Genomic DNA, 12187 nt, shown 5'->3' on the forward strand with positions numbered 1-12187 from the left:
TGATTGTGATCCAGCATCAAACTAGCGCAGAAACTGCATAAGCACAGAAAGTAACGCAGCAGGGCCGCATAATGTTCACAGAAAACACCAAACTCATGACGGCAATCCGCGACCGCTTTGCCCATGTTGACAGTTGCCCGTTCCAGGGACCGCGCGTGTTTTTCGAAAACGCTGGCGGCGCGCTGACATTGAACGCGGTCGTCGAGACTTCGACCAAATTCGCAGCCATCCCCGACAATCAGGGGCGCGACAACCCAGCGTCCCATGCGCTGGTCGATATCATCAAACAGGCCCGCGCCGATATGGCGCTGTTTTTCAACGCGCCTGACGGGCAGTTCTTTGTCGGCGAAAGCGGGACAGAGCTGTCGTTCCGCCTGATCCGGACAGCCGTCATGGGCAGCGCCCCCGGTGCCGTCATCGGGTCTACTGTGGAACACCCCGCCTCGCGCAGCGCGGCGCAACACTGGGCCGATGTGGCGGGCAAACCCTATATCAGCGTGCCCCACGACAATGCGACAGGTCAGGTAACGCCCGACGCCTACGCCGCTTTGATGACCCCAGAGGTACGGGTCGCCACGATCCTGCACACCTCCCCCGTGACGGGGATCGCCAATGATGTGGCGGGCATCAGCGCCGCGATCCGCGCCATCGCCCCCGACGCCTATATCTTTGTCGACGGCATCCAGCACGCCAGCCATGGGCATATCGACATCGCCAGCTATGACATCGACGGCTATGTCATCTCTCCGTACAAACTGTTCTCGCGCCACGGCTATGGCATTGCCTGGGCGTCCGAGCGTCTTACCGCGCTGCCGATCGAGACACTGGCGAACGGTCCCGCCGGGAATTGGGAAATGGGTACCCGTGACACGGGCGCCTATGCGACATTCTCGGATGTGGTGCGCTATTTCGACTGGCTCGGCAGCCAGGTGTCAGACGCCACTGCCCCCCGCGCGCGGATAGAGGCCGCCGCCGCTGCGATCCACGACCACGAGCAACAGCTGACCAACGCGCTGCTGTTCGGCACGGGGAACCTCGCCGGATTGGCCGATCTGGCGGGTGTCACGATCCTGGGCGGCACCGACAACCCCGACCGCGAGGGGCTTGTGTCCTTCACGCTCGACGCCCTGCCCGCGGCGGATATCGTGGCCCAACTCAACGCCCAAGGCATCCGGACCCATGTACGCAAGGCGGATCACTACTCCGGCAACATCCTGACCCCGCTCGGGCTTGATGCCGCGGTGCGTGTGTCGCTTTGCCATTACAACTCCATGGACGAAGTCCGCGCCCTGCTCACGGCGATGAAAGACATCGCCGCATAAATGCCCGGTTGCGGCTTCATTTTGCAAAATAAACTCGAATCCGACGGGGCAACTGCAGACTTCGCTTGCCATATATGAACGCCCGTTCAAACATGGCGGTATGACAAGCACTCTCTCTACCGCCATTATCGCCAAGCGTGACGATCTGATCGCGCTGACCCAAGATCTGATCCGTATCCCGACGCTTAACCCGCCGGGTCAGGACTATCGGCTGATCTGCGAATACCTTGATACCCGCCTGCGCAAGCACGGGTTCGAGACGCAGCTGATCCGCGCCTTTGGTACCCCCGGCGATAGCGAGAAATACCCCCGTTGGAACATCATCGCCCGCCGCGAAGGGCGCAGGGCGGGCGAATGTGTCCACTTCAACAGCCACACCGATGTGGTCGAGGTCGGGGCTGGCTGGACGTTTGATCCCTTTGGGGCCGAAATCTCGGACGGCAAGATTTACGGGCGCGGCACCTGCGATATGAAAGGCGGGCTGGCGGCCTCTATCATCGCGGCCGAGACCTTTATCGAACAGCACCCCGATTTCAGCGGCGCAATCGAAATCTCGGGCACAGCGGACGAGGAATCCGGCGGCTACGGCGGTGTCGCCTATCTGGCCGAGCACGGGCATTTCAACCCGGACCGCGTGCAACATGTGATCATCCCCGAACCGCTGCAAAAAGACCGTATCTGTCTGGGGCACCGGGGCGGCTGGTGGGCCGAGATCGAAACCAAGGGCGAGATCGCCCATGGCTCCATGCCGTTTCTGGGCGACTGCGCCGTGCGCCACATGGGCGCAGTGCTCTCCGAGTTCGAAAACAAGCTGTTCCCCGCCATGGCCGCCCGTCACACAGACATGCCCGTGGTCCCCGAAGGGGCGCGTAGCTCAACCATGAACATCAATTCGATCCACGGTGGGCAAAAGGAAAACGACCCGGATTTCGACGGGCTACCGGCCCATTGCGTGCCAGACAGCTGCCGCATCACCATTGACCGGCGCTTTTTGCTGGAAGAACCGCTGGATCAGGTGCGCGGCGAAGTGCGCGCCCTGCTGGAAGGTCTGCGCGAAACGCGGGTCGATTTTGACTACGAGCTGACAGAGCTGAATTCGGTCCTGCCGTCGATGACCGACCGCGATGCGCCGGTCGTGCAAACTGTCGCCCATGCGATCGAGGATATCATGGGCAAGGCCCCTGAATACGTCGCCTCCCCCGGGTCATACGACCAGAAACACATCGACCGGATCGGCAAGCTCAAGAATTGCATCGCCTATGGCCCCGGCCTGCTAGAGCTGGCGCATAAGCCGGATGAATATATCGGCATCGACGATATGATCGACAGCGCCTGCGTGATGGGGGCCGCGCTGGAGACGCTGCTGCTTCCGAAAGGCTAAGGCCCTCAGCCGTCAGCAAAGGCGTGTGGCGCGGCGATTGCCAGACCGTCGACGATCGCGGTCATCGCGGCCCCGCGGTGCAGTTCGGCCTGTGGAAATGCGTCGCGCATAGCGCGGTCGATCACGCCCATCAGGCTGGACCCGCCGACAAAGATCAGCTTGGTCACGGCGTCGGGTTTTACCTCTGCCTGCGCCGTCAGATCGGTCGCAACCTGCGCGATCTCCGCTGCCATCTGCGCCAAACTCGCCGCCATCATCGCCGGTGGCAATGGGACCGTCAGCCCGCGCTCCACGATCTTGAGGTCGATCTGCGGCGGGGCGCTGGCATCGGGGTCATTCGCCGCGATCTTGCCGGCCTCTACCGCGAAGGCCATATCGTGGCCCAGCTCATCCTCCAGCACCCGTTGCAGTCGGTTCAGCAGCTTCGGCTCTACCGCGTATTTCGCCAGATCCTCGACCGCGCGACGCTGTTCGCGGGTGTAAAGGAACGGGATTTTCTGCCACGTTGCCAAATCGGCAAAAACCGCATGAGGGGCGGCGTGGGTTTCATCACCGAACACATGTTTGATCTGGCTGCCCATCCCCAGATGCGGCATCACATGCTGAAGGCTCAGCTCGCGGTCAAAGTCTGTCCCGCCAATGCGCACCCCTTTGCTGGCGAGGATATGAATGCCCGCGTCACCTTCCTGCCGGAAAAGGGTAAAGTCAGACGTACCGCCCCCGATATCGACGATCAGCCCCAGATCGCCGGGTTCAAGCACGGCACGATTGGCCAGGGCCGCGGCCTCGGGTTCGGGCATGAAGCGGACCTGTTTGAACCCGGCTTGCATATAGCATTCGGTCAAATCCACCAGCGCCTGCGCGTCCCGCGCCGGATCGGCACTGTGGAACATCACAGGTCGCCCTGACAGCGCCCGATCAAACTGCTGGCCGGTGGCGCGCTCTGCCTTCGTCTTCAGCTCGGCCAGAAAGCGCGCCACGATGGCGATGAAATCCATGCGTTTGCCCAACAGAACCCGACTTTCGCGCATCAAGGGCGTGCCCAGCAGACTTTTGAGCGCACGCATATAGCGCCCGTCGTCGCCGCCGATCAGCGCCTCTTGGGCACCGCGACCATAGATGATCCGCTTTTCCTCATTATCGAAAAACAGCGCGGTCGGCAGCGTGTTCTGCCCCGCCTCGACGGGAATCAAATGCGGCACACCGTCTACTGCATACCCCACGGCAGAGTTAGACGTTCCGAAATCGATACCCAAAGTGGGTGACATCGTAGCCATGGCGCGCCCCTTCAAAACCTCAAAAAACGGCGCATAAACCGCGCACAGGCTGGGTACAACCGATAATTGCGACAGCATCCCGACGCTGGTCAAACCTGACAGAACTGGTTAACATTTTCCTTATTGCCAACAGGAGACACCCATGGCCCATCTTCGCAAACGTATTCTAGGCACCTGCGCTGCCGCGCTGATGGCCACCGGCGTCGCCGCGAAAAACGACATCACCGTCGCGATGCAACTTGAGCCACCGCATCTGGACCCGACCAGCGCTGCGGCGGGGGCTATTGATCAGGTGCTCTATTCCAACGTTTTCGAAGGGCTGACCCGCTTTATGGGCGACGGATCGGTCGTGCCCGGGCTAGCGCAATCGTGGGAAATCTCTGACGATGGCCTGACCTATACGTTCAAACTGCAAAGCGGCGTGACCTTTCACGACGGAACGACGATGGATGCCGCCGACGTCAAATTCTCGCTTGACCGGATCAATGCCGAAGACAGCGCAAATGCTCAAAAGGCGCTGTTTGGCGCGATCTCGGACGTGACAGTCGTCGACCCGTCGACCGTCGAAATCAAACTGTCAGAGCCGGACGGCAACCTGTTGTTCAACCTCGCCTGGGGCGACGCGGTGATCGTGGCACCCGAAAGCATCGACAATATCAAGCAACTGCCCATCGGCACCGGCGCGTTCAAATTCACCAGCTGGACCCAGGGCGACAATATCCGCATCGAGAAGAACCCGAACTACTGGGGGACCCCGGCCGCGCTGGATATCGCCACGTTCAAATTCATCTCTGACCCGACCGCCGCTTTCGCGTCGATGATGGCCGAAGATGTTGATGTGTTCGCCGGCTTCCCCGCGCCCGAGAATCTGCCGCAATTCGAAGCGGACCCGCGGTTTCAAGTGCTTGTCGGTTCTACCGAGGGCGAAACTATTCTGGCGATGAACAACAAACAGCCGCCGTTTGATGACCCCAAGGTCCGCGCCGCCGTCGCCCATGCCATTGATCGCCAAGCCATTATTGACGGTGCGATGTTCGGATACGGCACGCCCATCGGTACGCATTTCGCGCCCCATAACCCGGGCTATGTCGATCAAACCGCGCTGAGCCTGCATGACATCGAAAAATCCAAAGCTTTGCTGGCCGAAGCCGGCTTTGCCGACGGGTTCGAGACCACGCTGGACCTGCCGCCCCCCTCCTACGCCCGCCGCGGCGGAGAGATCATCGCCGCGCAGCTGGCCGAGGTTGGTATCACCGCCAAGATCAACAATGTCGAATGGGCCCAATGGCTTGAGACGGTGTTCAAGGGAAAGAACTTCGGCATGACAATCGTAAGTCACACCGAACCGATGGATATCGGCATCTATGCCAACCCTGATTACTATTTCCAGTATGACAACTCTGATTTTCAGGCTTTGATGACCAAGCTGAACACGACAACCGACCCGGAAGCACGCAACGCGTTGCTGGGCGAGGCACAGACCATGATCGCCCAAGATCACGTCAACGGTTTCCTGTTCCAGCTGGCGTCACTGTCCGTTGCAAAGGCAGGTCTGACCGGCCTTTGGCGCAATGCCCCGACGCAGGCTGTCGACCTTACCGGTGTTTCTTGGTCCGAATAGGGCGACATCTGAAGAAAGCGATAGAAGGGGGCTTGGGTCGTGCGCAATGCCCCTTTTTTTATACCATTTTTCTATTCCATAAGGTTACCCCCCGCTTGCCCGTGTTGTGCCATTGCCCAAGATCTGCAGCGTCTGAACCTTCGCCGCCACCCGCGTAGGGAAAGCGCGCCCGAAGATATCACTGGTCAAGCCGAACTGCCTTATCCGCCCCTCGGACAATATTAGCACTTTGTTCAACGCCGAAATTGCACAGGGCTGGCGCGCCGTGATCACCACCGTGCTACCCCGATCCCGCATATGGCGTGCGACCTCTGCCACGATCTGTTCAGCATCGGGACAGCTGAAAAGCGACCGCAGCGGATCATCCATCACAACCAGCGCCGGATTGCAGACCAACGCCCGCGCCAGCCCGATCTGCTGTATCTGCCCTTGGGTTAACGAGGATCCCCCACCCCCGCGCACAACACTCATATACCCATTTGGAAGAGCCATAACGGCGTGGTGAACACGGGCCAGCTTTGCAGCGGCGATCACCTGCGCATCCGTGGTATCGGGGCGAAATCTGGAAATATTATCGAAAATCGTCGCGGGCAGAAGATCAATGGTATCGGGCAAATAGCCGATCGCAGGGCCAATCTGCGCGGAAGGCCATCGGGCCAGATTAACGGCATCAAACCGAACCTCACCGGTTGTAGGAGCCGTAACGCCAACCGCCAGTTTTGCCAATATGCTTTTGCCCGCATTTGGCCCGCCGAGCACGCACAGCCCATCCCCCGGTGACAGGTCAAAAGAGACATCCTTCAGCCCGTTCTCCGCCCGCCCCTCGATCCCGTGAGAAACGGCGGTGAAAGAAATCCGGCCCTTTGGTTCAGGCAATGCAACCCCCTCGGGCGCCGGGATATTTTGTGAAAAATGGCGGTGCAGGTGGCGGTGCGCGGACCAACCGCAGGCAATCCCCCGCCAGCCGCTGATCATCTGGTCGATAGAGGCCAGAACGCGCCCCGCCAAGATCGAAGCGGCCATAATCATCCCCGCCGAGATTTGGCCCTGAATGACCAATATGGCCCCGACTGTCAGGATCGAGGACTGCAACATCAGGCGGAACGATTTGCTGAATGATGCCAGCGCATCCGGCGGGGCATGCAGGCGCTGGTGCCACGCCAGACTGCTGCGCTGAAGCCCGCGCCAATATGTGGCAAGATCAACTTGCATACGCATGGCGCGCAGCGGCTCCGCCAGACGGCGACTGTGATAGGACATATCAGCGAGGATATGATCCTGATTTGCCGAGATGCTGATCGTGTTGCGCGTCAAATAGCGGCCCGTTGCCATCACGGCACAAGCCAACGCCACGCCGCCCAGAACCATCGCCCCCAACCAAGGATGAATGATGTATAGGGCCAACAAAAAGATCGGCACAAACGGCATATCACAGACACTTATGAACGCGGGACTAGACAGCAGACGTCTAAGGTGCCCCAGTTGTTGCAGGGGCTCCTGTGCGCTTGCCGGTACGTTGTTCTTTTCATCATTGCTGACCCAAGCCGCGAAACACTCAGCCCCAAGTGCCAGGTCCAAACGCACCGAAAGACGGGCCAAAAGCCGTTGCCGGATCAGATCAAAAAGCCCGAAGAAACAATAGAGAAGCAGTACAATCCCGAAGAGCCCCATCAGCGTGACCACTGACCCACTAGGCAAAACGCGGTCATATATCTGGATCATGTAAATCGATCCTGTGAGCAGCAGGATGTTGATCAACCCACTGACCACAAAAAGCAGCCCAATCCCCCAAGCTGTGATCGCAACGCGGCGGCATAGATGTTGTGCGTCTGCACGTTGCACTTCCCCCAAACCAATCAGTCGTCATGGCCGACATCCCCTTGCGGCCTGACTTCTGTGGTAGGGTGATTTCCTTTACAAAGTGGAAAAATTGGCAAATCCGAAAAGGATCAATATTTCAAATTGTACGTTCACTCTGCGGGGATCGCGGCTTCGCATCCAACATCCACAGTCCTGCCCCAAATATGAAGAATACGAAGCCATAGATGCTGCCCCAAATGTGCACCGTCGACAGCGTGAGGGTGAGCCCAGTAAAGCAGAGTATCCAGCCTAGCCGTAACGCCGCTAGGGTCCGATCCATGGTGAAATCTTTGCGCCCGACACGCCAGAGCGCATAGCCATAGCCGACTGTCAAAAAAGTAAACGCCGGCAATCCGAAACGCATCGCGATAAATAGCCAAAAATTGTCGATACTCGAGGTGTGCATCCAAACCGGCCTGATCCAATCGTTTAGCCCAAGTCCAAATACAGGCGCGCTCCAGACATTGGTCATGCCCCATTGGAAAATAGCAGACCGCCAATAGGCGCTTTCGGCAGAAAATGTCGCATAGCTCATGAAAACTTGGATCGGGGTTCGATTGGAAAGCAAATCAATCACGACGTAAAAAGTAACAAAACAGGTTGAGAGGATTAGCCATCGTCGCCCGATCCTGCGACATAGGTAGCTCCAGAAAATCAGCCCTATCTGCACGATTGCCGCCAGCAGCGCGCCGCTGGACAGCGATAGGAAACAACTGGCGCAAACCACCGTCATAACCACGGACCGCAAACCCAAGCTGTGCCGTCCCGCCAGCCCAATAAAGTACAGGGACGTCGCGATTGTACAAAACAAGCCCCAATGAATTGGATGCTCGAACGAAAGTTGCACCCGCTCCAGCCCCATGCGGCGATCAATCGCCAGGTCCACCGGGGTCGTAAGCCCGGTCATCTTCCACAATTCAATGGGAACAGATGTCCCGCTTTGCGACTCCATTAAAGCCAAAGGGAAGCATAGCACGATCAGTCCCGTGAGGATCTTAACCACTGCGGCAAAGCTGTGTCTGTCTCGGATAAAGGCGCGCCCGATCAAATACCCGCCTAGAAACTCGACCCCGATTGAGCCTGCATTCTGTGTCGCTTCCGCCGGATTGTTGACCGCCAAGGCCAGCGAAACCCAGAGAAAATGCATAAAGAACATAATGTCTGTCAACAAAACACGCCCGAAGTGGCCACAAAACAGGCGGAGACTTAGCGGAATAATCAGCACTGCTAATAGCGCCTTGGTCCCGGTCATATAGACCGACCCTAAATTGAAGCCGACGGGCACCAGCAGGAGCCCGAAATACACGAGCACAACCCGTGATACGGGCCGTTGATGGTATAGTCGTATGCGCTTGAGCGAGCGGTGCTGGTCCGTCGCGTATATGTGGTTCACGTCCAAATCATATCTGTCCTTTCGCAAGAAGAATCTGCGGTGCAACCACCATTGAGCTGAACATTTAATATTGCGTGAAGATTAATCCGCCCTCCGCCTCTTTCCCTGCGAATGCAACGGCTCAGCAAGGTTGATATCTATCGATGCCTACGAATTCTGATCGCAAGGTATGGACTATGCAGATGACACTCGGGCTGGGCATGAAACTGGGGCAAACGATAGCGGGGTCGCCGCCGCTAAAGATTTCGCCCGTCACGGAAATTCTTGCAGATGGTTGGCAGGCCGAGCACCGAGATATGCCGTCGTTTTCCACCACTTCCGAGGCGCGGAATGTGACCGTGAACCGGCGCGGCTTTGATACGGCGGCGACGGCTGTCAGCAGGGCTTCGGTTGTGCAACTCACCATCCGTGTCAGGCAGCCCTACCCGGATCATTCAAATTTTACTGACAAGACCGTGGCGTGTTCAGACTTTGTTTACGCGGGCGATACTATCAACGGTGCAATCAATCACAGCACAAGGCCAGCGCCCCGGCCTATTGCCATGTGGTTAAACCATGACCGTGAGAGGGTAGAAGATGATGCACATATACTAAGGCTGGCAGTTGCCCACGCATATGCCCAACAGGGGCAACCCGTCGCGGCGGTGCGGTTCATCGTCCGCGATACGCTTGGCAACGAAGCATCGCAGCTTGTGTCGTCGCAAAGCAGTCTTGGATTTGACGCGTCGGGGCTCCATGTTCCGCATTATGCAGCGACGGTTGATCTATCAGGCTTGGCCCAGGGGGATTTATTGACTGTAGATGCCACCATCTACCCATGGGTGGGGGACGCCTTTTCCATCAGTGCCGACGCCGATGAATATCCGTCCCCCAACCTGACGACGCTTCGGATGCTGAACGACACGAGCGGCGGGTATGGGGCATGTTATGCCCAAGTCGATGGAACCACGGGCGACGATGCGACGGGTCAGGCTGCGTCTGCGCGCGCAGATGCCATTGCCGCCCCATTTGCGTCAATCGCGGCCGCGGCCGACGCGATCAAGGAATTTAATGCCGCGCATTTTGGGCGGGCGGATGACGCAGGGGGTGGCACGATTTTACTGGCAGAGGGGGCGCATATCCTAACGCCTTTCAAGGCTGCCGGTCGCTCGGCACAGTTGCCCTTGTGTATCAGGGCTGAAGACCCGTCCAAACGGGATACCACGATCTTAACGGACGGTGGGGTCAATCGGTTCAACGGCATACCAACGCACCTCAAGATTTGTGATGTCACTTTGCAGAAAGGCGGGGCGAACACGGTGTTTCTGGACAGTGGCGCGGAGTTGGCAGGCAATCTTTTGATAACAAAGAACTGTCTTTGGGACGCCAACGGATTCGGCAGCTACGGCGCTTGGGTTTACCGGGTGGGGCGCTTTGTACAAATCAACTGCTCCGTCGTGCCCAACGAAGATCCACGCCAGGGCAATTCCTTTTCGACCGAAGCAATCATGGTCACCGCGATCGGCTGCAAAAGCTGTGCCGGAACAATCACCTATCAGGCGCTCGGCTGTTCGGGACTTGACGAATTCACCCTCCGGGCGCCGATTGGCAACCGGCCTGCCATGACCGGCACGTTTTTAGGGTGGAACACATTCAGCAATGGCAGCGCTACCAATGCAATCGTTTCCGCAAGCGCCGAGATCGGCGCGCGGGGCTTTGCTTTTGTAGGGAACATCGTGGAAAGCTGGGGGAGCTCCACAAATGAAGCGCTGCGATTGAACGCTGACAGCGATATAAATGCAGCCCAAAACATCGTTGTGCACAACAATACCATCGCGGGGGAACGCGCGAATTTGCTGTATCTGGACGGCACCGAGAACGTGGCGAAGTCGGGCTCTTTCCGGAACAATCTGTTTCACCGCATCAATATCAAAAGCGATGTATTTTCCGGCGAAACCTCCCTTACCGGCAACTGGCCAGCGCGGTACAAGGTTGGATGGTCGCATAATATCGCAATCGCAGGGTCAAGTAATGAACCCGGCTATGGCCCGTCCTCGTGGCTGGGGGAACTGCCGTCGATCGGTGAGGTTTCACATATCGCCTCGCCTTGGGTCGACGACCGCTCTCACACCGGCAGCAACACGGGCAGCGGTGACTACCGCCCCGACGCACTGTCCGATCTGCCCAAAGTATCACCCGCGCAGGCCCCCTATGGCAGCGACCTTGTGGGAAATACATTGCGCGATAGCGGCTTTATCGGCGCGGTGCTATCCTCCGCGTGATCAAAGACCCGCGCAGAAAACCCTCTCGCACGAAGGTCAGCGCGGGTCTTTCAATCCAGTGCCAGGACAATACCGCGCAAAGCAACGTCAACGGCAAGGCCAGCGCGATGTTCAGCGCTGGCGTCATGTCCCCCCACACCCAAACCACCAGCCCCTGCAGCGGCATCGCGTAAATATATATTCCGTATGAATAATCTCCGACCCTATTGAACATCAGCAGGGGGTCTAGCTTGCAATACCCCGCCCAGAGGCTGGTGTAGGTCACAGCCAGTGCAAGCATTGGAAAAGAAAAAACCGTAGCTTGCACGGCCCATGTCAGGACGATCATCCCAAGGGCGAAGGGCCACCGCAAGTGGATATAATCACGCCAGATCCAGCAGGAGGCCCCGAAAACAAAGGGCAACGACAGCAGCCGCGTTTGCTGTAGGCGCGGATGAATGAGGTCGCCGAGATACGGCGCACCCATCCACGCGATCAGGTATAGCGCCAACAGCACCGCCATCACCCGCCGGCGGGACAGGGCCCCGACAAGGCCGACGAACAGGATAAGCGCATAGCAGGCGACCTCATGCGCGAGCGTCCAAATCGACCCCTCTACGGTGGGATAGGGGTTCGTCGTGAACACGCCCGGCAAGGTATATTGAGGTTTAAACAAGAGTATATTTTGCACGATAAACTGCACCGTATCGGGATGAGACAGGTACGTACCCGCGTCTAACCGGCTGACCAGCGGCCCCATGATCAGCGCCACGATCAAGATGGACACGGCCAACCCCGGCAGCAGACGCGCGGCCCGCGCCATGACAAAGGACAAGGCAGACCCCTGCCGGTCGTAGCTGCCCGCGATGAAGAAGCCGGACAGGCCAAAGAAAACGAAAACCGCCAGCTCCCCCAGCGAATAGCCAAGCGCTGTTTTCAAAGGCTCAACCGTGCCGCGCCCAAGCGCGAGCGGCCACGCGTGAGAGACCAACACAGCCACCGCCGCGAGAAAGCGAATGAGGTTAAAGTGGTTGTCCCGCCCGATGGCAAGCTCGGACAGGCGGGGCGGCTTGGCGCGTCTCTTCATGGTGAA

The 12187-nt window shown here is 58.5% G+C and carries 8 protein-coding genes; 4 read left to right on the forward strand and 4 right to left on the reverse strand.

What is annotated here, in order from left to right:
- Nucleotides 1-71: 71 nt before the first annotated feature.
- Together SJY36_RS15315 and SJY36_RS15320 are read left to right on the forward strand one after the other, a co-directional pair.
- Nucleotides 72-1322, forward strand: a complete 1251-nt coding sequence (locus SJY36_RS15315) for an aminotransferase class V-fold PLP-dependent enzyme (RefSeq protein ID WP_386176237.1) — start codon at nt 72-74, stop codon at nt 1320-1322.
- A 100-nt stretch (nt 1323-1422) separates the two neighbouring features.
- Nucleotides 1423-2703, forward strand: a complete 1281-nt coding sequence (locus SJY36_RS15320) for an acetylornithine deacetylase/succinyl-diaminopimelate desuccinylase family protein (RefSeq protein WP_386176239.1) — start codon at nt 1423-1425, stop codon at nt 2701-2703.
- Between the two features lie 5 nt (nt 2704-2708).
- Here SJY36_RS15320 and SJY36_RS15325 read toward each other — a convergent pair whose 3' ends face one another.
- Complete coding sequence (locus SJY36_RS15325; protein WP_386176241.1) at nt 2709-3980, reverse strand: Hsp70 family protein; 1272 nt, start codon at nt 3978-3980, stop codon at nt 2709-2711.
- 142 nt (nt 3981-4122) lie between these two features.
- Between SJY36_RS15325 and SJY36_RS15330 the strand changes: the two genes are divergently transcribed.
- Nucleotides 4123-5601: an ABC transporter substrate-binding protein gene (locus SJY36_RS15330; protein WP_386176243.1), complete on the forward strand. Its 1479-nt coding sequence runs from the start codon at nt 4123-4125 to the stop codon at nt 5599-5601.
- An 84-nt stretch (nt 5602-5685) separates the two neighbouring features.
- Here SJY36_RS15330 and SJY36_RS15335 read toward each other — a convergent pair whose 3' ends face one another.
- Together SJY36_RS15335 and SJY36_RS15340 are read right to left on the reverse strand one after the other, a co-directional pair.
- Nucleotides 5686-7323 (reverse strand): type I secretion system permease/ATPase, encoded by a 1638-nt coding sequence (locus tag SJY36_RS15335; RefSeq protein ID WP_386176245.1) that lies wholly within the window; start codon nt 7321-7323, stop codon nt 5686-5688.
- Nucleotides 7324-7558: 235 nt separating this feature from the next.
- A complete protein-coding gene (locus SJY36_RS15340; RefSeq protein ID WP_386176247.1) occupies nt 7559-8767 on the reverse strand; it encodes an O-antigen ligase family protein in 1209 nt (402 codons plus the stop codon).
- A 263-nt stretch (nt 8768-9030) separates the two neighbouring features.
- Between SJY36_RS15340 and SJY36_RS15345 the strand changes: the two genes are divergently transcribed.
- Nucleotides 9031-11115, forward strand: a complete 2085-nt coding sequence (locus SJY36_RS15345; protein WP_386176249.1) for a hypothetical protein — start codon at nt 9031-9033, stop codon at nt 11113-11115.
- On the opposite strand, the gene SJY36_RS15350 is transcribed toward SJY36_RS15345, so the two are convergent.
- Entirely contained in the window at nt 11087-12181 is a 1095-nt protein-coding gene (locus SJY36_RS15350) for an acyltransferase family protein (RefSeq protein WP_386176251.1), read from the reverse strand. The genes SJY36_RS15345 and SJY36_RS15350 overlap by 29 nt on opposite strands.
- Nucleotides 12182-12187 lie beyond the last annotated feature (6 nt).

This window comes from Sulfitobacter sp. R86518, from assembly GCF_042466275.1.
GTDB classification, from domain to species: Bacteria; Pseudomonadota; Alphaproteobacteria; order Rhodobacterales; family Rhodobacteraceae; genus Sulfitobacter; species Sulfitobacter pontiacus.